The sequence below is a fragment of the Candidatus Binataceae bacterium genome (assembly GCA_035294265.1).
Classification (GTDB): Bacteria; Desulfobacterota; Binatia; order Binatales; family Binataceae; genus DATGLK01.
Genome location: DATGLK010000026.1, coordinates 1 through 20,281, shown reverse-complemented (window position 1 = coordinate 20,281; position 20,281 = coordinate 1). Strand labels below are relative to the sequence as shown.

At 62.0% G+C, this 20,281-nt stretch carries 17 protein-coding genes and 1 tRNA gene; 12 read left to right on the top strand and 6 right to left on the bottom strand.

Annotated elements, in window-relative coordinates; all coding sequences use genetic code 11:
- Positions 1 to 361 precede the first annotated feature (361 nt).
- From lptB to VKV28_04740, 4 genes are all read left to right on the top strand, one after another.
- Positions 362 to 1,168 carry an LPS export ABC transporter ATP-binding protein gene (lptB, locus tag VKV28_04755; protein HLH76099.1) on the top strand — a complete coding sequence of 269 codons (807 nt, stop codon included), beginning with the start codon at positions 362 to 364 and terminating at the stop codon, positions 1,166 to 1,168.
- 99 nt (positions 1,169 to 1,267) lie between these two features.
- Positions 1,268 to 1,867 carry an ATP-dependent Clp endopeptidase proteolytic subunit ClpP gene (gene clpP, locus VKV28_04750; GenBank protein ID HLH76098.1) on the top strand — a complete coding sequence of 200 codons (600 nt, stop codon included), beginning with the start codon at positions 1,268 to 1,270 and terminating at the stop codon, positions 1,865 to 1,867.
- A 399-nt stretch (positions 1,868 to 2,266) separates the two neighbouring features.
- A complete protein-coding gene (locus VKV28_04745) occupies positions 2,267 to 2,650 on the top strand; it encodes a DUF4142 domain-containing protein (protein HLH76097.1) in 384 nt (127 codons plus the stop codon).
- Positions 2,651 to 2,794: 144 nt separating this feature from the next.
- Positions 2,795 to 2,870 (top strand) — tRNA-Phe (locus VKV28_04740).
- 40 nt (positions 2,871 to 2,910) lie between these two features.
- Here the strand turns inward: VKV28_04740 and VKV28_04735 are convergent.
- Complete coding sequence (locus VKV28_04735) at positions 2,911 to 3,324, bottom strand: hypothetical protein (GenBank protein ID HLH76096.1); 414 nt, start codon at positions 3,322 to 3,324, stop codon at positions 2,911 to 2,913.
- 244 nt (positions 3,325 to 3,568) lie between these two features.
- Between VKV28_04735 and VKV28_04730 the strand changes: the two genes are divergently transcribed.
- A complete protein-coding gene (locus VKV28_04730; GenBank protein HLH76095.1) occupies positions 3,569 to 4,354 on the top strand; it encodes an alpha/beta hydrolase in 786 nt (261 codons plus the stop codon).
- Positions 4,351 to 5,511, top strand: coding sequence for an LLM class flavin-dependent oxidoreductase (locus VKV28_04725; GenBank protein ID HLH76094.1), 1,161 nt, complete (start codon positions 4,351 to 4,353; stop codon positions 5,509 to 5,511). Before VKV28_04730 ends, VKV28_04725 begins: the two co-directional genes overlap by 4 nt.
- A gap of 187 nt (positions 5,512 to 5,698) precedes the next feature.
- On the opposite strand, the gene VKV28_04720 is transcribed toward VKV28_04725, so the two are convergent.
- A complete protein-coding gene (locus tag VKV28_04720) occupies positions 5,699 to 6,430 on the bottom strand; it encodes a hypothetical protein (protein HLH76093.1) in 732 nt (243 codons plus the stop codon).
- A 120-nt stretch (positions 6,431 to 6,550) separates the two neighbouring features.
- On the opposite strand from VKV28_04720, the gene hpnK reads away from it, so the two are divergent.
- Together hpnK and VKV28_04710 are read left to right on the top strand one after the other, a co-directional pair.
- Positions 6,551 to 7,468, top strand: a complete 918-nt coding sequence (gene hpnK / locus VKV28_04715) for a hopanoid biosynthesis-associated protein HpnK (protein HLH76092.1) — start codon at positions 6,551 to 6,553, stop codon at positions 7,466 to 7,468.
- 126 nt (positions 7,469 to 7,594) lie between these two features.
- On the top strand, positions 7,595 to 10,174 hold the full coding sequence (locus VKV28_04710) for a M1 family metallopeptidase (GenBank protein ID HLH76091.1): 2,580 nt from the start codon (positions 7,595 to 7,597) through the stop codon (positions 10,172 to 10,174).
- A gap of 29 nt (positions 10,175 to 10,203) precedes the next feature.
- Here the strand turns inward: VKV28_04710 and VKV28_04705 are convergent, their stop codons facing one another.
- The 4 genes from VKV28_04705 to VKV28_04690 form a co-directional block, all read right to left on the bottom strand.
- Positions 10,204 to 11,361 (bottom strand): glycosyltransferase, encoded by a 1,158-nt coding sequence (locus VKV28_04705; protein ID HLH76090.1) that lies wholly within the window; start codon positions 11,359 to 11,361, stop codon positions 10,204 to 10,206.
- A 69-nt stretch (positions 11,362 to 11,430) separates the two neighbouring features.
- Positions 11,431 to 12,867, bottom strand: a complete 1,437-nt coding sequence (gene hpnJ / locus VKV28_04700; protein ID HLH76089.1) for a hopanoid biosynthesis associated radical SAM protein HpnJ — start codon at positions 12,865 to 12,867, stop codon at positions 11,431 to 11,433.
- 62 nt (positions 12,868 to 12,929) lie between these two features.
- Positions 12,930 to 13,931 (bottom strand): lysylphosphatidylglycerol synthase transmembrane domain-containing protein, encoded by a 1,002-nt coding sequence (locus tag VKV28_04695; GenBank protein ID HLH76088.1) that lies wholly within the window; start codon positions 13,929 to 13,931, stop codon positions 12,930 to 12,932.
- The gene (locus VKV28_04690) at positions 13,931 to 15,640 is read right to left on the bottom strand and encodes a glycosyltransferase family 39 protein (protein HLH76087.1); all 1,710 of its coding nucleotides are present in this window, start codon (positions 15,638 to 15,640) and stop codon (positions 13,931 to 13,933) included. The genes VKV28_04695 and VKV28_04690 overlap by 1 nt, the downstream gene beginning before the upstream one ends.
- A gap of 442 nt (positions 15,641 to 16,082) precedes the next feature.
- On the opposite strand from VKV28_04690, the gene VKV28_04685 reads away from it, so the two are divergent.
- The 4 genes from VKV28_04685 to VKV28_04670 all read left to right on the top strand — a co-directional run bounded on the left by VKV28_04685 (position 16,083) and on the right by VKV28_04670 (position 19,786).
- The gene (locus VKV28_04685) at positions 16,083 to 17,081 is read left to right on the top strand and encodes an amidohydrolase family protein (GenBank protein HLH76086.1); all 999 of its coding nucleotides are present in this window, start codon (positions 16,083 to 16,085) and stop codon (positions 17,079 to 17,081) included.
- A gap of 236 nt (positions 17,082 to 17,317) precedes the next feature.
- Complete coding sequence (locus tag VKV28_04680) at positions 17,318 to 18,316, top strand: hypothetical protein (protein ID HLH76085.1); 999 nt, start codon at positions 17,318 to 17,320, stop codon at positions 18,314 to 18,316.
- Between the two features lie 152 nt (positions 18,317 to 18,468).
- Positions 18,469 to 19,125: a hypothetical protein gene (locus VKV28_04675; GenBank protein HLH76084.1), complete on the top strand. Its 657-nt coding sequence runs from the start codon at positions 18,469 to 18,471 to the stop codon at positions 19,123 to 19,125.
- 4 nt (positions 19,126 to 19,129) lie between these two features.
- Complete coding sequence (locus VKV28_04670; GenBank protein HLH76083.1) at positions 19,130 to 19,786, top strand: RraA family protein; 657 nt, start codon at positions 19,130 to 19,132, stop codon at positions 19,784 to 19,786.
- Positions 19,787 to 20,281: the final 495 nt, after the last annotated feature.

Here is a 20,281-nt window from a genome sequence, read left to right as displayed (position 1 = left end):
CGGCCGCCGTGGTTACGGCTGTCGGCATATCGCCAGCGGGTATGCGGCCGATGGGTTCTGCCACGCAGACATCGGTGGCTACCAATACCTATGTCGTGGACCTTGGGATTGTGTTCAACGGAATCAATTGGTGGGTTCCAAGCTTACTCGTCTTCGAGTACGTCCCTCCGGTTAACGCAGGACATCAGGGACGGTCACTTCTCATTCTCGATCTGACGGCTGTCCTATTAGGGTGGCGCCGGCGCACGAAACCGGTTGTAAGGCGCAGGCGAGCGCAATAACATGGGCCCGTTCCAGCTCGCCCACGCGTTGCCGCGTGCATATATAGGCACGCGGCCCGAGGCAGGGGTGCGCGGCGACAATGGCAAGCGGAGTGGAGCTATCCAGGGCGCCGTTAGTGCGCAGGCCGGTGGCCGAGCTGTGGCCGGGGCGGGAAGGTGCGCGCGGCTCCTTGGAAGGGCGCGAACTGACCAAGAGCTACAACGGCCGGCGAGTGGTCAACCGGGTCGGCATTCGCATCGAGGCCGGCGAGGTGGTGGGGTTGCTCGGCCCCAATGGGGCCGGCAAGACCACCAGCTTTTATATGCTGGTGGGACTGCTCAAGCCCGATTCTGGCGTCATCCTGCTAAATGGCGAAGATGTCGGCAGTTTGCCGCTTTATCAACGCGCCCGCCGCGGCGTGAGCTACCTGCCCCAGGAACCCTCGGTATTCCGCAAGCTGACGGTGGAGCAGAACCTGCTGGCGGTGCTGGAGACCTTGCCGCTGAATGAAGAAGAACGCACTGGCCGCCTCCAATCCTTGCTCAGCGAGCTGGATATTACTCACCTGGCCAAGGTTAAGGCGGGGGTGCTATCTGGCGGCGAACGACGGCGGGTGGAAATCACGCGCGCGCTGGTGCTTAATCCGACCTTTTTATGCCTGGACGAGCCCTTTGCCGGGATCGACCCGATCACGGTAGTGGAGATCCGGCGAATTATCGAATATCTCAAAACGCGCGGGATCGGCGTTTTGATGTCGGATCACAACGTGCACGAAACCTTGTCGATTATCGATCGTGCCTACGTTATTCATGGCGGGCAGATCCTGATGGAGGGCGCACCGCAAGAGATCGTGGAAAGTGCCAACGTGCGCCAAGTCTTTTTGGGCGACAGCTTCAGGCTGCGTTGAGTGGAGCGGCCGCCGTGGATTTTTCTCGCGCCGCACCATTGCGCGATGCCTGCGATTGGTGCGTGCCGTGGTAATATTCGATCAGGGACAGGTGCGGGCATGGGCGTTTTAGTTCCTTACGTAATCGAGCAGACCGGGCGCGGCGAGCGCTCCTACGATATTTTCTCGCGCCTGCTACGCGATCGGATCGTGTTTTTGGGCGGACCGATTACCGACGATGTGGCCAACCTGATCTCCGCCCAGCTCCTGTTTCTAGAAGCCGACAATCCCGAGCTCGAGATCAACTTGTACATCAATTCACCCGGCGGTTCGGTGACCGCGGGGCTGGCAATTTACGACACCATGCAGTTCGTCAAACCGCCGGTCTCGACCTTGTGCGTGGGTCAGGCGGCGAGCATGGCGGCGGTGCTGCTGGCGGCGGGCAGCAAGGGGCGGCGCTACGGGCTACCCCACTGCCGCATCATGATCCATCAGCTCTCGGGCGAGTTTCAGGGCCAGGCCTCGGATATCGAGATCCAGGCCCGGGAGGCCTTGCGCCTGCGCGAGGCGCTCAACGTGGTACTCGCCGAACACACCGGACAGCCGCTCAAGCGGATCGAAAAAGACACCGAACGCGATTCCTTCATGAGCGCCGAGCAGGCGCGGGAATATGGCCTAATCGACCAAATCCTCAGCGCGCGCACGCCATCGAAAGCGTGAACCCTGTAAACCCTGCCTTCCACGAGCAAGCGCTCGGGCTCCGCGTTAACCCCTAGCTATTCCGAGCCGGGCCTATCCCTGTGTGATCAAGCGGCTGCGCTGCACAACGGCGCAGGACGGCCCGGCATTTGCACGGGCAAGTGTCCGACGTTAACGCGGGAGGGCACATCCAATGATAAGGCGAGTGATCGGCTGGGTCGTGGCAGCAGGCTTGGTAACGAGCTTGGCTGGGGTGGCACTAGCGCAAAACGAGCAATCGGCCAGCGGGCAGGGCAGAGCAGTGTTGGCGCGGACTCCAAGGGTGAGTTGGCGCAGATGATGCCGGCAGCCGCGCGGATGAACAAGAGCGAGCAGCCAGCAGCCTCGCTGGCGCGCGACAAATCTGGAAGCAATTAGGCGATGCGCACGCTAGCCGATACCATGGAGGGTGACCATCGGGCCAATCAGGCCGCGCTTCAGGCGCTGGCCAACCAGAGCCACGTGCAGCTTTCCAATCAGGTCAGCCGCAACCAGCAGGCGACTTATGATCGGCTCCATCAGCTCAACGGCGCGCAGTTCAACCGGGCCTTCCTGCGCGACGACATCAACGAGCATCGGCAGGCGATCGAGCAGTTCCGCCAAGCCGAGCAGCAGTTGCAGGACAATCGCACCGCCGAGACCTATATTCATCAGACCTTGCCCGTTTTGGAGGCCCATCTGCACATGTCCGAGAATCTCGACCGAGACGCATCCGCCGGCCAAACGGCTCAGAATCCCACCGGGCGCGCGACTGAGCAGCAATAGCCTGGGATGCCGGTGTTTAAGCGCGGGTGCCGGAGGCTCAGCCGGCCACCCGCGCTTTTTTCGGAAGGTACCCGCGGGGGCGGGGCGCAGTTGCATAGGCGAAGGCTTACGGGTAGCTATAAAGACTCTTCAGCCGACGCGGGCGGGCAGGTAGCTCAGTCGGTAGAGCAAAGGACTGAAAATCCTTGTGTCGAGTGTTCGATTCACTCCCTGCCCACCAAAAAACTCCAATCAGTTTTCCACGGGTGGCGGAGAGCGACCTACTTTGCGGCCACCGGGGGCGTGGATGGCGCAGCGCTGGCGACAGCCGGCTGCAGGGTCGCGTTAACGACTGGGGTCGCCAGTGCATAAGCGTTTCCGGTCGCGAAATCCACGATGAACCCGGGCCAAAATAGCAAGTCCAACCAGGTTACGCCCTGAATCCGGGTATCCACCGGCATGCTTTTCGTATTGTAGCCAGGCAGCGAGAAAGAAACCGAATAGGCTTTGGAGATAGCATTTCTTGGCACGGCGATCGTGTCGGGCGTCTTGCCGCTGAAGGTGCCGTACTGGTAGGTCGCTCCGGTTGGGGAGCTCTGAAGGGTTAGGTTCTCGGGGCCACTTGAGAAGATCGAGGCGCAGCCGGTGATCAAACAGCAAGTCAGGGCGTACAGCAGAAGTTTTAGCTTTGGCATTGTTAAGGGCTCCTCCTAAGCCAGCACGAGCTTAGGCCATATTAGTATAAATAATAGTACTTGGATAGATTGAGACTGGTTTAATATCATAAATCAGCAATTTCTGGAGAGGTGATGTTTGGGGAAAACCGGGGGCCTTTGTGCACGATGTGGCCAGCAGATCGCGCTCAGGCCAAGCTTTTCTGCCCACGATAGGCCGGACCCGGTCATTGACATCCAGCGCGAGCCTTCGGAAGATCGCGCCGTGGAACCGCAGATCTCGACCATGACGTTGTTGGGTGCGTCCTTCCTCGTGAAGCGGGCCGGCCAGGGCGCGCCGATGGTGGTGGTGCACGGCGGAGGTGGGAGCCCGCGGTTTCTTCCCGCTCTGCAGGCTCTGGCCCAACGCTTCGAGGTGATCGTGCCACAGGCTCCAGGCTTCGGCGGCGGCCAGTTACCGCCGTGGCTGGAGAGCGTGGGTGACCTGGCCAATTTCTATCTGGAGTTCCTCGACGCGCTCGATCTGCGCCGCGTCCACCTGGTCGGTTTGTCGCTCGGTGGGTGGGTCGCGGCGGAATTGGCGATGCGCAACGCGAGCCGGCTGGCGTCGCTCGCCTTGATGGACGCCCCTGGGCTCTTGCTGCCCGGAGTCGCGCAGCTCGACCCTTTCCTGCTAAACGAGGAGCAGGGTGTGCGGGCGCTGTTTTTCGACCAAACGCTTGCCGATAAGGCGGTGGCCACGATGCTCGCACCTGAGAGCGAGGACGTGCGGCTGGCCAATCAGCGAACGGTGGCCAGGCTGGCGTGGCAGCCACGTTTCCACGATCCTCACCTGCAGCGCTGGCTTTGTCGCATTCGCATTCCGACCCTCATCATCTGGGGCGAGAACGATCGGCTGTTTCCGCCGGTGTACGGCCAGGCGTGGGCGCAGGCGATTGCGGGAGCGCGGCTAGCGGTGGTGCCGCGCTGTGGCCATCTCCCGATCCAGGAACAACCCGAGACCTTCGTTCGGCTGGTCGGCGAGTTTTGCGCGGAGCGGGCCGAATCATGAAACTCTTCAATTTTCACCTGATGCCTTACGCGGACGCCGATCTGGCGCAGATCGAGCGGGACGGTACCGCCTGGGTTACGCACAGCAATCGCCATTACGATCCGAAGAAGGGGGCGGAGCTTTACAACCAGTACTTGGATCAGCTCGAAGCGGCCGACGCTCTGGGCTTCGACGGGGTTGTGATGAACGAGCATCATCAGACCGCCTACGGTCTGATGCCGACCCCGGGCGTGCTGGCGGGGGCGCTGTCGCGCCGAATCCGCCATGGCAAGATCGCGATCTTGGGGCGCGCGCTGCCGCTGCTGTCCAATCCGCTGGTGGTGGCGGAAGAGTACGCCGTCCTGGACAACATCACCCGTGGCAAGATAATCGCGGGTTTTGTGCGCGGGATCGGCGCCGAATATCATTCCATGGGAGTCAACCCGACCTATTCGCAGGAGCGCTTCATCGAGGCCCATGACTTGATCGTGCGCGCCTGGACCGAGCCTGGTCCCTTCGCCTTCGAGGGCAAGCACTACAATTTCAAGTACGTCAATCCGTGGCCGCGACCCTACCAGGAGCCCCATCCGCCAATCTTCATTCCCTCTTCGGGCTCGTCGAGCACGATCGAATGGGCGGCGGGCAAGCGCTACACCTTCTGCCAGACGCTGGCGCCCATCGCCTTGGTGGCCAAAACCTTCCAGCTCTACCGCGAAGCCGCGCAGCGGGCCGGCTATGAGGCGTCGCCCGACCAACTGGCCTGGTCCAATGCGATCTACGTGGCGGAGAGCGACGCCCGGGCCTTGCGCGAGGCCAAGCCTCATCTGGAGAGTTACGCCAATTACTTTCTCAAGACCAATCCGGCTTTGATGATGCCGCCGGGCTATACCAGTATCGAATCGATCAAGCGTATTCGCCAGCTTCGGGCCCATCGCAGCGATTGGCAGAGCGCCGAGGACCTGATCGACAAAGGGGTGGTAATCGTGGGTGGACCCAACACGGTGCGCGAAAGGCTGGCCGAGTATCAGGATCTGGCCGGCTTCAACTATTCGCTTACCAAGACCCAGTTCGGGACCATGCCTCATGCGATGGTCGAGGCGAATCAAGCGGCGATCGCTCAGGAAGTGCTGCCCTACTTCCGCGAGCGCCGGCCGCAGCCGCGGCGAGAGGCGGTATAGGGCGGTCGGCAAGCTTTAGGTCGGCAGTGAAGCGGCGAGGAGGCTCACGCATTGGTGGACGGGCGGGAGGCCGGTCTTATTAACAGGACTGCCACAAGCCTCGGACATGGCCGGACGAGGTGCGCCCTTGCCACTATTCAAAGAAAGATGGCAATGGCCTGAGTGTGGAGAATTATTTCCCTCCCGCCTAAAAATCGCCGATAGCGGCAAGGCCGGCGGCCAGGATGCGGCTGGCGTGAGCCAGCTTGCGCGCCATCCCCGGCAGGCGTCCAAGCTGCTCGGGGTGCCTCAGTAGATGGAACGCAGCCTTGAGCGGCGCCACCCGACCTTCGGCGTCGGTGAGCTCGGCGCCCACCACCTCGTCTTCCAATTCGTCGAGTACGGCGCGCAGGCACAGCCAGGGAATTGCGCGTTGTTCCAACAGCTCGGCCACCGCGGCGCTTTCCATATCCACCGCGAGGGCGCCGCTGAGTTCTCCGGCCATCTGCTTGGCCGCGCGATCCGCCAACACCCGACCGGCAGTCAGCAGGGCGCCGCGATGGGCATGCAAAGCGGCTTGGCGCAAGCTGCGCTCGGCCCCTTGGAGCAAAAGCCGATTGACGGGGAAAGCGCGCGCTGGGCCGAATTCGGTCTGTAAGAGGAGGGAATCGGCCAAAAGCAAATCGCCGCAATGCAGCGTCGCGCTCAGAGCACCCGCAACCCCGGTGGTAATCGCCAGGCGAGGTGGCGCAATCGATGCGAGGGCGCGTTCGGCACGCGCACGAGCGCGGGCTTGGCCGATGCCGGTGGCGAGCAGAAAAATGCTTTGACCGCCCACGCTGCCCTCAAAGCCGTTGAGATCAGGGCGAGCGCGGCGCTGGTCCAGGCGTGTCAGAAGGGGGGCGATTTCGCGCCTGAAAGCATAGAAAATGACCAACATACGCAACACTTACCCATTTTAGCACACGAAGAGCTTGAGCGAATGAGTCATTCCTAGCAGAATTAGCCAAGCGTGAAAGCTCGCATGAGGGGAGGAGGGCTGGCAGGGTAAGAGAAAGGCGTGCGTCGCGCACGGCCCAATCTCCTGCTGGCGACGGCCTTGAAACAACTGATTATCAACGGCGATGACTTCGGAGTCTCTGCCGAGGTTAACGAAGGTATTCTGCGCTGCCATCGCCATGGCATCCTGACCAGCACCAGCATGATGGTGGCGGGCAAGGCGGCGGCTGCGGGCGCGGCGGCGGCACGCGATTGTCCCGAACTGGACGTGGGACTGCACCTGGTCGTTTGCATGGGCCACAGCGTGCTGCCCAAAGCGCGCCTGCGCGGGCTGGTCGACGGGGCCAACTGCTTTGGTAACAATCCGGTAGCGGCCGGGATGCGCTACTTTTTCGATCGGCGCGTGCGCGGCCCGTTGACCGATGAGGTTCGCGCCCAAATCGAGCGGCATCTGCAGCTGGTGGGCTATCTCAACCATATCGACGGCCACCTTAATTTCCACGTCCATCCAGTCCTATTCGACATCCTGATTGATCTGGCCGAGGAGTATCGCGTTCCTTGCATCCGTCTGCCGCGCGAGCGGCTCTTCACCACCCTGCGCTTAAGCCGCGACCATGGCGGGCGCAAGGTGGTGGAGGCGGTGATTTTCCGCCTCCTGAGCGCGCGGGCTCGGCGCAAGATGGACGAGCGCGGGCTCAAGAGCACGGACTGGCTGTACGGACTGCATCAAAGCGGCAACATGAGCGCGGCCTATTTTCAGGCTGTGCTGAACCGTTTACCAAAAGGGGCTACCGAGATTTACTTCCATCCGGCCCAGGCGGGCTCTTCTGGCGGCCCACCGGCTCAGGGGCAGCGCGAGGTCGATATCCTAACCGATCCCCGCCTGCCGGGATTGTTGGCGCGCGAAAATATCCAGCTTACCACCTACTCGGCGCTGGCCCAGGCGTTCGCCCCGCTGCGCGCGGCGAACGCCGATTAAGCGGCAGACGAAGAATTTTGCGCGGGTTGCTGTTCATGCTTTGCGCCGGTCTGCTAAAAATTTGAGACGGGCCGGCGTTCGCCGGCAGCCGTGCTTGGCGCCGCGCCAGCGAAAGGAATAAGCCCGATGTTGCATCACGATAGCGCCCAGGCCGAGGCCACGGGCGATTTGCATCGTTTGCCCACTACCGTCACCCCACTTCACTACGCATTGCGCTTGGAGCCCGATCTGGCTGCCTTTACCTTCCGTGGCCAGCAACGCGTCACGCTTGAGGTCCATCAGCCGGTCCAGGAAGTTACATTCAACGCGGTGGAATTGGAGTTGGGCGCGGTCAGCGCGATGCGCGCGGGCGAGCGGATCGAGGGCAAGGCGCAACTCGACCCCGCCAACGAACGTGCCACTGTGCATTGGGAACGGATGCTTGGTCCGGGGCGATGGGAGTTTGATATCGCTTTCACGGGAGTTCTCAACGACAAGCTGCACGGGTTCTATCGCAGCAGCTACAAAGACAGCGATGGGCGGCTTCATCTGCTGGCTTCCACCCAGTTCGAGGCGACCGACGCACGCCGCGCTTTTCCTTGCTGGGACGAGCCAGCGCTGAAGGCTACCTTCGCCGTGACCCTGGTAATCGACGAGCATTTGAACGCCTTTTCCAACACGGCGATCGCCCATGAAAGCAAGCTGGCGGACGGTCGGAAAGAAGTGGTGTTTAAACCCACCATCAAGATGTCCACCTACCTGCTGGCCTTTGTGGTGGGCGAGTTCGAGGCCACCGCGCCGGTAGACGTGGGCGGAACCCCGCTGCGCGTGGTGCACGTCCCCGGTAAGCAGGCACTGGCGAGTTGGGCGCTCCAGGTCGGCGCCTTTTCGCTGAAATTTTTCGCCGACTATTACGGCATCAAGTACCCCGGCGACAAGCTGGACCTGATCGCGATTCCAGACTTCGCCTCGGGGGCGATGGAAAATCTGGGTGCGATTACTTTCCGCGAGACCGCTTTACTGGTGGATGAGAAGAGCGCCTCGCGCGCCGAATTGGAGCGCGTCGCCGACGTGGTCTCGCATGAAAACGCCCATATGTGGTTTGGCGATCTGGTGACCATGAAATGGTGGAACGGACTGTGGCTCAATGAGGCCTTTGCCACCTTCATGGAAATGATGGCGGTCAATGCCTGGAAGCCGGCGTGGCAGCGCTGGATCACCTTCGGGGTCTCGCGCGCCGCCGCGATGACGGTCGATGGTCTGCACAGCACTCGCCCGATTGAATATACCGTGCGTTCTCCCCAGGAGGCGGGCGGCATGTTCGACGTGCTGACTTACGAAAAAGGGGCGGCCGTGCTGCGGATGCTGGAGGTCTACCTGGGGCCTGAACAGTTCCAAAAAGGCATCGCGCTGTACCTGCGCCGCCATGCATATGCCAACGCCGAGACCGGGGATCTGTGGGACGCGCTGGAAGAGGCCTCGGGTCAACCCGTGCGCAAGATGATGGACTCGTGGATCTTTCAATCCGGCTATCCGATCGTCAACGTAACCGCCGGCGCCGACCGGCGCACGCTCAACCTGCGCCAGCAGCGCTTCATCTATGAAAAGCGCGGTCTCACGCAGGACGATCAGCTCTGGCACATCCCGCTGATGGTCCAAGCGATGACCGAGCAGGGGCCCGTTGAGCGCAAACTGCTGATGACCGAAGCGCAAACCACGCTGACGCTGCCCGCGCCGGTCAAATGGGCGGTGGTCAATCGCAATGGAGATGGGTTTTACCGGGTGCGTTACAGCGAGGAGATGGCGAGCGCACTCAACCAGTCGTTAGAAGAACTTTCCCAAATCGAGCGCTTTAGCCTGGTCAACGACGTGTGGGCGGCGACGCTGGCCGGATTGACCCCGTTGCGTGAATTCTTTGCGCTGGCCCGCCGCTTGCGCAACGAGACCGAACTTATCGTATGGCGCGCGCTGTTGGGGCCACTGAGTTACCTGCAAGCGGCCGTAAGCCCGGCGCAATTGCCGGCGCTGGCGGCCGAGGTGCGTGCGCTGGTTGGGCCTGCGGCTCAGCGCCTGGGGTGGCAACCGCAGCCGGGCGAGAGCGAATTGGCCGGGCAGTTGCGTGGCAACCTAATCGCCACCCTGGGCACCTTGGGCGAGGACCAGGCTATCCAAAGCCAGGCGCGCGAACTCTACAGTCATTACAAGCGCGAGGGGCAGGCGGTGGACAACAATCTGCTGCCGGCGCTGATTGGGATTATCGCGCACACCGGCGGGGAGGCCGATTACCAGGAGTTCCACGACAGTTTCAAAAATGCACGCACGCCCCAGGAAGAGCAGCGCTATTTATTCGCCTTGGCCGATTTCAACCAGCTTCCCTTGCTGCGCCGAACCATGCAGATGACGCTCAACGGCGAGGTTCGTACCCAGAACGCGCCCTACCTGATGCAAGAGTTGCTGCACAATATTCGATGTCGCTATGAGGCCTGGGACTTCATGCGCGAGCATTGGGAGCAGATGGTTGCCCGCTACCCCGAAAATGCGCTGCCGCGGATGTGCCAAGGAATCACTGCGCTACTCGACCGCGAGGCCGAGGTCAGTGAGTTCTTCCGCACCCATCCGGTTAAACAGGCGGGCAAGACCATTGAACAGCATCTGGAGCGATTGCGGATCGCGCTTGCGTTTCGCAATCGCGAGTTGGCCCATTTGCCCGCCAATTTGGGGCTTTAAGGCCGAGGTGCTTGGTCGGTTGAGCCCGCTCAGCCTTGAATCTCTTTCAGATGGCCGGTGGCAAGCACGCGAAAGCGCCGATCGCCCCAACGTACCGTGCGGCCCAGCAGGCTAGCGAAAAAGATAGCGGTGCCGGCGAGATCCTTAAGCGGCAGGAAAATCAGATCGCGCAGGCGCAGTGGCAGCTGGGCTACCGTCTTGACCATGAAGCCAGCGGTCACGTAGCGCGCCGCCAGCAGCAAGCCGAAGGCCTCGATCGCCATGGGATTGAAGCGGCTGGTGGCCATCAGCACCAGACCCCAGAAAGTGCCGTGCGTCAACACCGTCGCCACACTGCCCCGATGCACGCTGCGATAGGTCCGCGCCCAGCGCAATTGATGGGTCCAGAAGTCGCTCAGGCTGCTCTCATTGGTAACGATGGTCACCAGTTCGGACGATAGCTTAATCCCATAGCCGCACTGAAAGGCGCGGTTGCCTAGATGGAAATCGTCGGCCAGCAGATCCTTGAGCGCCTCGAAGCCGCCCACCGCCTCCAGTACCTCGCGCTTGATTGCGATAGTCGCGCCGAAAGCATAACTGAGGGGCCCCACCGTGCTGCCCAGCAGCGCCAAGGGCAGAAAGTCGGTATTGACGTAGGCCGCCTCCAGCTTGGCGCCCAGGGCTTGGGTTCCGGGCCACGCCCGATACAGGCTGGTGACCACGCCGACCCGCGGATCGGAGCTGAGTTCGGCCACCACCCGGCGTAGATAGTCGGGTTGAACCGCGATATCGGCGTCGCTTAGGACCAGGATATCGGCCTGACGCGCTTGTCGCGCCATCCGCACCAGCTTGCCCACCTTATCGTTGGCGGCATCGGCCAAGCCGCCTACCTCCAGCCGGACCTCCATACCGGGATGGTTGGCGACGACCTGGGCGAGCACGGCGCAGGCCGGATCGCGGCTATCGGAGACGCCGAAGATGTACTGCTTGTTGGGATAATCCACATCCAGGAAGCTGTTCAGATTGTCGCTCAGGCTCTGGTTGGCTCCGTGCAGGGGCTTGAGCAGTGCCACCCGTGGCAGGGAGGGTGGCAAGGGCGGCAGCTGTTTGCGCGCGCGGGCGAATTTCCAGCCAGCCAGCACGGTGGCGCCGTAATAGCCCAGCGCGATACAGCTAGCGGCCAGCGACAAACTAACCAACAACCACATGTGCATGCGATACTCTCGTCAGCTCCGGGCTTTCGCGCCCGCCACCCAGCTTGCCGGCCTCAATCTGACTCAGGCCGAGGCCTGGACCCGCCGCTGTCGCATCGTGGACAAGAACTGGCGGCCTTCTTTCAGCAGGCGCTTGCACTCCTCGGTGGAGGTGGCCATTTTGCGCACGGCCTTGAAGATATATTTGGGGCGAAAATAAAAACTGCGGTAAAAGCGCTCGACCGCGGCGTAAATCTCCTGGCTGCTCAGCCCAGGATAGCGCACCGTGCATTTCTGGTAGCCGGATTCGTCCAGCAGCGGATCAACCGCCAGGAAACCGTTGTCCACCACATATTTGAACAGCTCGGTGCCGGGGTAGGGTGAGGCCAGCGAGACCTGAATGGTCTCGCAATCCATCTCGCGCGCGAACCGGATCGACTCCTCGATGGTGCTGGTGCTTTCTCCGGGCAGCCCCAGGATGAAAGTGCCGTGAATCAGGATTCCCAACTTGTGGCAATCGCGCGTGAAGCGGCGGGCCTGCTCCAGGCTCACTCCCTTCTTGATGTTCTTGAGAATCTGGGCGTTGCCGGTTTCATACCCGACCACGAACAGGCGCAACCCGCTCTCCTTCATCAGGCGCAGAGTTTCGTAATCGACGTTGGCGCGCGAGTTGGTTGACCAGGTCAGCCCCAGCGGCTTGAGCAACTCGGCGATGCGACGGGCCCGCTTGGCGTCGGCGGTGAAGGTATCGTCGTCGAAGAACAGTTCCTTCATCTTGGGGAACTTGGCCTTCAACATCGAAACCTCTTCGTAGACGTTCTCCGGGCTGCGCGTGCGGTAGCGATGGCCTTGGGTGACCTGCGGCCACAGGCAGAAGGTGCATTGGGCCGGACAACCGCGGCCGGTGTAAAGCGAGACGTAGGGGTATTGGCAATAGGGGCTGTTATAGCGCAGATAGTCGAGGTTCTTTTCGTACACCTCGCTGACGAAGGGCAGTTTGTCCAGCTCCTGGCCGGTCAGAATCGGGCGCTCGGGGTTGTGGGTGATGACGCCGTTGCGCTGATAGCTGATGCCGCCAATCTTAGCCCAGTCCAGGCCCTGGGCCACCTCGACCATCGAATAGTCGAACTCCTTGCGTCCGGCGATATCGATCGCCGGCGATAACTTCAGCACTTCCTCGGGCGCGGCCGTGGGATGGCCGCCGACAAAGGCGATAATCGCGTTGGGGTTGGCCGCTTTGATGGCCTCGGCCGTGCGCACGTCGTTGCGCAGCGAGGGGGTCGAGGTGTGGAGCACCACCAAGTCATAAGCCTTGGCTTCGGCAACCGTCATCGCGACGTCGTAATTGTGGGGCGGAGCATCGAGCAGACGCGCCCCGGGAATCATCCCGGCCGGATAGGCCAGCCAGGTCGGATACCAGAACGACCAGACCTCGCGGGTGGCCTGATAGCGGGAACCAGCGCCGCCGTCGAAGTCTTCGTAGGAGGGCGGGTTGAGAAATAGGGCTTTCATCACGTCCATGGGTATGCGCCTCTCAGGCTCCTGTCCGATTGGTTAGTAACTATAACGCGCAAAAAAAGCGGTTACAAGGAAGCCAATTTAGAGCTTTCCTGTTGGAGCGGGGTCGGTGCCAGCACGAAGGCCAGCGACTCGCAGATTCCCACCACGGTGACCACGGCGAACCACAGCAAGCCGTTGGCGGCGGCGTCGGCCTTGCCCGCTCCCAAAATACCGAAAAGCACTACGTAAAGTCCCTCGCGAACGCCTAAACCGCCGATTGTTATCGGCATCGAGGCTAGCACGTTGGTCAGCGGCACGCAGAGCAGGAACAAGCGAAAGGGTAGGGTCAAGCCCAAGCCCAGCGCCAGCACGTATTGGGCGATTACCTGAAGCAGATGAAGGACCGAGGCCAGCGCAATCGCTGGCACCATCGCCAACCGTCCGCGCAAGTAGGGTTCCAGAATCGCGCTGGTGGCGCGGACGCGGGCAGGCAAATAGCGCGTGATGGCATGGATTGCGGGGAGCAACAAGTAGCTCACGACAGAGGCCGTACCAACAATCAACACCGGGGTGGTGACCGCTGTTGGCAGCACGCCGCGACCCAACGTCGCCACCGCCACGGTCGCCACCCAGACCAAGGCAAGCAGGCCGATCAGCCGGTCGGCCAGTACACTGGCTATCGCTCGGCCCAAGGCATGATAGCGCCGGCCCAGGTAGATCGCACGAGTAGCATCGCCGCCGACGAGTCCAGGAATAAAAAGATTGGTAAACGCTCCAATAAAGAAATAAAGCAAGCAATCGGAGTACCTCGCCAAAATGCCGACCAGCGAGGCCAGTAGCTGCCAGCGTGCCGCGGCCACCATCTGCCCGAGCAGATAAATCAGACCCGCCGCCAGGAAATAGCTGGGCTTCTCCCGGCTGATCAGCTGCCAGAGCAGATGGCGGTTGAGCCGGCTCAGCACAAAACTCAAGATTGCGATTCCAAGCAGCGCCCGGATGGCGTAGCTACCGATTCCGCGCAGCCGGCCTGGGGTGGGCGTGGTCGGGGACTCGATCGTGGATCGAACGGCCGTCGGCGACCTCATTACGGAGACTCCCCAAGCTTGGCTTTGCCCACGGCTCGCTTGTCGCTCTCGGCGGCCAGCAGACGCAGCCGGCCCAGGCGGTCTCCGAGACGGCTCAACTCATCGCTGTCGATCACGAGCACAGGATCGCGCGCACGCCGCCACAAGTCGAGCAGTTGATCGTCGTTGCGCAGAAAATAACGGCCGCGGTCGGGGCTGTGTTCGGCGCCAAAACGCAATTCGCTCAACGCTGGACCGACTAAAATGACCCTTTGATGGGTATAGAAGGGCAGACTTTGAATATAACGATGGTAACAAATCAGAGTGGCGCCAGGCGCCCGGGCAGCGATTTGGCGCGACAGAGCGGAGAAGGGCCGCATCGGCTCAAGCGCTATCCGGCAATACCCCGCTCCAATCACGGCCGCGCTGGTGGTCAGAGTAAGCAGCGCAAAACCCGCCGCAACGCGCCGGCGGATAAAGGCGATCGCGCCCAGCGCCCCGCCCAAGCTCAGCGTCACGCCAATTAGCCGCAGCAGATTACTCAACGCTGGCAGATAGGGATTGCCGGTGTATGGCGTAAGAAAACTGAAGACCGTCACGCCGGCGCCACCGGCCGCTACAATTATGCCAGTGAGCAGAAACGGAAAAGGAGGTCGATCTGAGGCTTGCCTGACCGAGCGCTCGGCCGCGCCGACGATGGCGTCGGCCAACAGCACCGCCAGCGGAGCAATCGCGGGCAGGACATAGGGCATCAGCTTGGCATTGGCGAGCGAAAACAGGCCCAGGATGACCGCGCTCACGCTCAGGCAGTAGCCGCGCGCCGGGCCTGCGGTGCCATCGCTCAGGAGAAGCGGAAGGCAGCCGGTCCAAGGCATCAGGCCCAACAAGATTACTGGGAGATAAAAATAGAACGGCTCGCCATGGCTGTAAGTTGCGACGAAGAAGCGGCGTAGGTGCTCGCCGACAAAGTAGAAATCGACGAATCCGGGCAAGCGCAGCGCTATCAGGACGAACCAGGGCGCGGCCAGTGCCACGGTTATCAGGCTGCCAGCCACGAGATGGAATTTGCGCAAGGCCGGGCCTAACGGCCGATCGTAAATCAGTAGGAAAAGCAGGCCGCTGGCACCTGGCAGTACCGCTCCGATGGGGCCCTTGGTGAGGACGGCGAGGCTTACCGCGGGGTAAAAAATCAGCCACCATCGCCCGCCCTCGCGCCATTGTAGAAAAAACGACCAGAAGGCAACCGCCAGCAAGAGGCTAAGCAGCATGTCGGTGGTCAGCAGTTGAGCCAGACCGACGTATAGCGGTGCCGTGCATAGGATCGCGCCGGTCAGCAGCGCGCGGCGCCGATCGAAGACTCGTTGGGTAAAAAAGCAGGTGACAAGCAGCCCCAGCATCGCTGCCATGGCGGGAACCAGGCGGGCAGCGAATTGGGTTGCCCCGAGCAGATGGAAAGCCAGCGCGGTCAACCAGTAGAGTAAGGGTGGCTTTTCGACGTAGGGGACGTAGTTCAGATGGGGCACCAGATAACTGCCGCCGGCGGCCATTTCGCGGGCAATTTCGGCGTAGCGTGGTTCGTCCGCCTCCCACAAGCCGTAGCTTCCTAGATGAAAGAAGAACAGGGTCAGAGCCAGGAGGGTCAACCCCAGCTCTGGAAGCAAAAGCCAGCGTGGCGGGACCGTCGTCTCCCGATCGCGGCTGGGAGCCGCTGTACTGGTGTGAGCAGCCATCGTCGGAGGGAGTTTAACCTACCCGTGTCGGCGCCCAAAGCGCACCTGGGCTTGCTGGCCGGCGTCCGCGGCTCGAGGCTTGAGCTCGGCCGGACCCAAGCTCCGCCCGCAGCCGTCGGGCCGCTTCCAGCCGTCGGACCAATTTCAGCGTGTCCAATGCTGCCCGCTTTTAGAGCTTGGTTGCTTTGCCAGAAGTTGCCTGACCCTGTTTGCTTCCCTGCCCTTTTGTGGATGCCCTTTGGATACCCAGCCAGCGTTGACTTACGCTTTGGCTAGGCTCATATGAAATCTGAAGATAGCAAGTCGCAGCGGTCTTGTGGGGGCATAAATGGCCGCGGCCGGGTCATCTGAAGACGGATCAGCGGACGTGGGATAACGTCTGGCGCGCGTCCTCGCGCGGGTTGCGGGGCGTGCCAGAGAGGGAACACAGAAAGGAAATCATATGGTAATCGACGCACACGCTCATTTAGTGGTGACCTTGGGCCTGCAAGCCTACTGGACCGGCTTGGCTTCGGCCGCTGGCGCCCACGGCAAGGGCCGCCCGCGGATCACCGAGGAAGCGCGCAAGGCAGCCGCGGACAACAACGTGGGCCTGATGGACAAGGTTGGCTTCGACATGCAGCTCATCTCGCCGCGCCCCTACGCGATGATGCATTCGCACAAACCTGCGGTCAGCGTGCCCTGGTGGATCGAGGCTTTCAACAACGAGATCGCCGCCACCGTCAAGCTCTATCCCAAGCGCTTTCGCGGCGTAGGTGGCTTGCCTCAGATAAGCGGCGAGCCGGTCACGGTGGCGTTGGAGGAATTCGACCGCTGCATCAAGGACCTGAAATTTGTGGGCGTACTGGTCAACCCCGATCCGGGCGAGGGCGATAACAAGACTCCCAACATGGGTCAGGAGTACTGGTATCCGCTGTACGAAAAGGCCTGCCAGCTCGATGTGCCGATCCATATCCATTCCGCGGGCTGCAACAACGGGCGTGAGTATTACGCCGAACACTTCCTGGCCGAAGAGACGCTGGCCGTCATTTCAATGTGGAAGTTCAAGGTCTTCAATAACTTTCCCAAGCTCAAAGTGCTGGTAAGCCACGCCGGCGGCGCGGTCCCGCTGCAGGTGGGACGCTGGCGCTCCTTCGCCTACGGCGAGGGTGGCGCCTCGCAGGGTCTGGGCGATTTCGACGAAGGGATGCGCAAGTTCTGGTACGACACCGCGGTGTGGTCCAAGGAAGGGATGGAGTGCCTGTTCAAGGTGGTGGGCGCCGACCGCAGCCTGTTCGGGACCGAGAAGCCCGGCAGCGGCAGCGCGGTCAATCCCAAGACCGGCAAAGCCTATGACGAGATGATGAAGCCGTGGATCGAGGAGATGGATTTCCTCAGCGCGGCCGAAAAGAAAATGATTCTGGAGGACAACGCGCGCAAGCTGTTCAAGCTCGACGTGTAAGCCAGCGCTCTCGGGCAGGGTGCCTAGAAATCAAAGCCGGCCAAGTCGATTGTGCTTTGAGAGCGGGCACCCTGCTTGTAAAACTGGCTTGCTTGCTCGGGTGATCTTCCTTGGCGCAGAGGGAGGCGATGAGAGCAAGGAGCAAGGCCGCGGAGACTTTTCCTCGACCGGCGATTATTTGTAAGCATCGCCGATCGGTGACACCAACAGGAACGTAAGCGGCGGAGGGCTGGATCATGGCTGAAATTGTCGCGGGCATCGGCACCTCGCATTCTCCTATTCTGGTGATTAAACCGCCGATTTGGATGGATCGAATTGCCGACGAGATGCGCTCCAAGGATCTCTACGACACCGACGGTACGATGCTCAGCTACGAACAATTGCGCCAGCGCCATGGTGAGCCGTGGGCGGCCAATGTCAATTTGGCCGTGTTCGACGACTACTATCAGCGTGCCCAGCACGCTTTGGATCATCTGGCCGCCGACCTCGCGGAGATCGATCCGGACGTGGTAGTGGTGGTGGGCGACGATCAGGAAGAGTTGTTCGGGTTCGCCAACCTGCCCTCGGTATCGATCTTTTATGGCGACAAGGTGACAGCCGAGCATCGTTTGCCCGATAGCGCGCCGCTGTGGCTGCGCGAGACCGCGGTCGGCTACGGCATGGACGGCCATCGCGAGTATCCGGCCGCGCCGCAGTTGGCGCGGGCCCTGATTGCAAGCATGCTGGAGCAGGGTATCGATTTGGCGATCAGCAACGGTGTGCCGCAGGGGGCCCGGCGCGGCGGTTTCGGCCACGCCTTTACCTTCCCGGCCGCGCGCCTGATGCCTCATCGGCAGATCCCCATCATCCCGGTCCTGCTCAACACCTACTACCCTCCCAACCAGCCCACCCCGTCGCGATGCGTGGATATCGGCAAGGCCCTGCGCCGCGCCATCGAGCAGTGCCCGCTGGAGCTGCGCGTGATGGTGCTGGCCTCGGGCGGACTCAGCCATTTCGTGACCGACGAGCGGCTGGACAACCTCGTCCTGGAGGCCTTGCGCGACGGCGACGAGCAGGCTTTGCGGGCGCTGCCGCCGCGCCTGCTCAATTCGGGCAATTCCGAGATTCGAAATTGGATCGTGATGGGCGGTGCGCTGCAGGGTTCGGGCCTCAAGATGCGGTGGAGCGAATACATCCCGGTCTATCGAACCGCGGCTGGGACCGGGATCGGATTGGCCTTCGGTCGCTGGACCTGACACCCCGGCGGGCGGTCTGCCACGCCCAGGCCATCTGACGCGATGGGGCCGCGCGCCGGCGCGGCCTGGTCGCCTCCCGCCGCTGCGCCAATTAAGCTCTTCCCAAAACTCCATAGAGAAGCCCGCGTCAGCGGGCCGGCAGGTTTAAGCAAATGAGTGATGACAACTTGGTTCGGCGCCTCTCCAGCCTCGATACCTGCGCGGTATCCGACGCCCTGGACCGGCTGCAACTGACCGGGGTAGTGCTGGGACTGCGTCCGCTGACAGTCCTGCGCCGCGTGGCCGGGCGTGTGCTGACCACCGAGCTGGGGCCGGCCGACGGCCGTAAATCACTGCGCCATCTGGGCACCGCCGCGGTTGACGCGGCGCGCCCGGGCGACGTTATCGTGATGGCCCACAAGGGACGGCTGGATGCCGCTGGCTGGGGCGGATTATTGTCCTTGGGGGCCGTCAAGAAGGGGGTGGCCGGGGTGATCGTCGACGGTGCCGCCCGCGATATCGACGAAAGCCGCGAGCTAGACCTGCCGGTCTTTGCTCGCGCCGCCGTGCCGCTGACCGCGCGCGGACGGGTGTTGGAATACGGCTGGAACGAAAAGGTGCAAGTCGGTAACGTCGAGGTTTCGCCCGGCGACCTTGTTCTCGCCGACGGCAGCGGCGTGGTGTTCGTGGCCGCTCAGCAAGCTGAGCGCGTACTGGCCGCCGCCGAAGAGATCGCCGCGCGCGAGCGTGCGATGGCTGAAGGGGTGCGCGCGGGCAAGCCGATGGCGGACGTGATGGGCGCCAATTACGAGAATTTGTTGCAGAGGTGATATCGTGAGCGATTCGGAAATCCTTAAGATTTTGAACCAGTTAGGCACTAGCGAGTTGAGCGATGCGCTGGACCGCTACGGCCTCAACGGCCAGTGCTACCAGATAATGCCCTTGGCCCGTAACTTTCGCCTCTGCGGCCGCGCCTACACCCTGCATTACGCCTCGGTGGGAATCGACCGCGGCAACGTGGGCGACTTTATCGATGATCTGGGGCCGGGCCAGGTGGTGGTCATCGACAATACCGGCCGTCTGGACGCTACTATTTGGGGCGATTTGCTGACCTCCACTGCCCATCGGCGCGGGGTCGCCGGCACCGTGATCGACGGCATCTGTCGCGACGTCGACCGCAGCCTGGAGCTTAACTACCCTATTTATTCGCGGGCCAACTGGATGCGTACCGGTAAGGATCGCGTCCGGCTGGAATCCACCAACGTGCCGGTAACTATCGGCGGCGTGCGGGTCGAACCCGGCGATTACCTGCGCGGCGATGGTGACGGGGTGGTCAACATCCCGGCCTCGCGTATCGATCAGATCCTCGAGGCGGCCCAGGATATCCATCGCGCCGAGGACCAGATTCGCGAGATGGTGCTGGCGGGCATCGATTTGCGCAGCGCGCGCGCCAAGGTCGGCTATCACGACCTGCAGAAGCGACGGAGCTGAAGCCGCGGCCCGCAAACTAATGACTTAGCCTTTGGCTTTGAGCGCTCAGGCGGGGCGCGTCGAATGCTCCCCGCCCTGGGGCGCGGCCTATTGTGTCGCCTAAGCCAAATCCATAATTTATTTGGTTAAATGCGGGTTTAGCATAGGCAGGTGGTAGCTTGTGGCGGACCCTGACCTGACGGCGGTGAGGGCTGGTCGGTGCCTTGCGTTTCCGATTCTGCGCCGGCCCCTTCTTTGCCAACGCAGGTTTCTTCGTAAGCCTGGAGCTTGCCATTAGCCGTACGCTCCTTGCCGGGGACCGGATCGTTTAACGGTCTTCACCAGCCAGTAGAATCCAACGTCAAACGAGAGAAGCATCATGGCACTAGAACGAGAGCGGGTAAGCGAGCGTGCGCTGGCAAAGCTGGGCGAGCACGATTTGCTGGAATTATATCGGCGGATGGCGACGATCCGGCGTTTTGAGGAGAAGACGGCGGAGATGTACACGCGGGGCAA

Bases quoted from the DNA above. Each gene is read 5' to 3' on its own strand.
- lptB (HLH76099.1), top strand. From the start codon at position 362: ATGGCAAGCGGAGTGGAGCTATCCAGGGCGCCGTTAGTGCGCAGGCCG.
- clpP (HLH76098.1), top strand. From the start codon at position 1,268: ATGGGCGTTTTAGTTCCTTACGTAATCGAGCAGACCGGGCGCGGCGAG.
- VKV28_04745 (HLH76097.1), top strand. From the start codon at position 2,267: ATGCGCACGCTAGCCGATACCATGGAGGGTGACCATCGGGCCAATCAG.
- VKV28_04735 (HLH76096.1), bottom strand. From the start codon at position 3,324: ATGCCAAAGCTAAAACTTCTGCTGTACGCCCTGACTTGCTGTTTGATC.
- VKV28_04725 (HLH76094.1), top strand. From the start codon at position 4,351: ATGAAACTCTTCAATTTTCACCTGATGCCTTACGCGGACGCCGATCTG.
- VKV28_04720 (HLH76093.1), bottom strand. From the start codon at position 6,430: ATGTTGGTCATTTTCTATGCTTTCAGGCGCGAAATCGCCCCCCTTCTG.
- VKV28_04710 (HLH76091.1), top strand. From the start codon at position 7,595: ATGTTGCATCACGATAGCGCCCAGGCCGAGGCCACGGGCGATTTGCAT.
- VKV28_04705 (HLH76090.1), bottom strand. From the start codon at position 11,361: ATGTGGTTGTTGGTTAGTTTGTCGCTGGCCGCTAGCTGTATCGCGCTG.
- hpnJ (HLH76089.1), bottom strand. From the start codon at position 12,867: ATGGACGTGATGAAAGCCCTATTTCTCAACCCGCCCTCCTACGAAGAC.
- VKV28_04695 (HLH76088.1), bottom strand. From the start codon at position 13,931: ATGAGGTCGCCGACGGCCGTTCGATCCACGATCGAGTCCCCGACCACG.
- VKV28_04690 (HLH76087.1), bottom strand. From the start codon at position 15,640: ATGGCTGCTCACACCAGTACAGCGGCTCCCAGCCGCGATCGGGAGACG.
- VKV28_04685 (HLH76086.1), top strand. From the start codon at position 16,083: ATGGTAATCGACGCACACGCTCATTTAGTGGTGACCTTGGGCCTGCAA.
- VKV28_04680 (HLH76085.1), top strand. From the start codon at position 17,318: ATGGCTGAAATTGTCGCGGGCATCGGCACCTCGCATTCTCCTATTCTG.
- VKV28_04675 (HLH76084.1), top strand. From the start codon at position 18,469: ATGAGTGATGACAACTTGGTTCGGCGCCTCTCCAGCCTCGATACCTGC.